Annotated in this window: 1 protein-coding gene; it reads right to left on the bottom strand. The window is 62.3% G+C overall.

Annotation, left to right across the window (positions count from 1 at the left end; all coding sequences use genetic code 11):
- Positions 1–324, bottom strand: a 324-nt coding sequence (locus EOB49_RS34990; protein WP_164781991.1) for a CpaF/VirB11 family protein, incomplete at both ends; no start/stop codon positions are given.

Below are 324 nucleotides of genomic sequence, written 5' to 3'. Positions count from 1 at the left end.
TTGTCGTCATCGAGCCTTCATGGCCGGTGTTCATCGCCTGCAGCATGTCGAAGGCTTCCTCGCCGCGAACTTCGCCGACAATGATGCGATCCGGCCGCATGCGCAATGCGTTCTTCAGCAGTTCGCGCTGGCGCACCTCACCCTTGCCCTCAACATTGGGCGGGCGCGTCTCGAGCCGGCCGACATGCGGCTGCTGCAATTGCAGTTCGGCCGCATCCTCTATGGTGATCAGCCGCTCCTTGGCGGGGATGTAGCTCGACAGTGCATTGAGCAAGGTGGTCTTGCCGCTGCCGGTGCCGCCGGAAACCAGGATTGATTTGCGCG

Origin of the sequence: Mesorhizobium sp. M7A.F.Ca.MR.148.00.0.0, assembly GCF_003997735.1 — a bacterium.
GTDB lineage: Bacteria > Pseudomonadota > Alphaproteobacteria > Rhizobiales > Rhizobiaceae > Mesorhizobium.
This window is presented reverse-complemented; position numbering and strand designations above follow the sequence as displayed.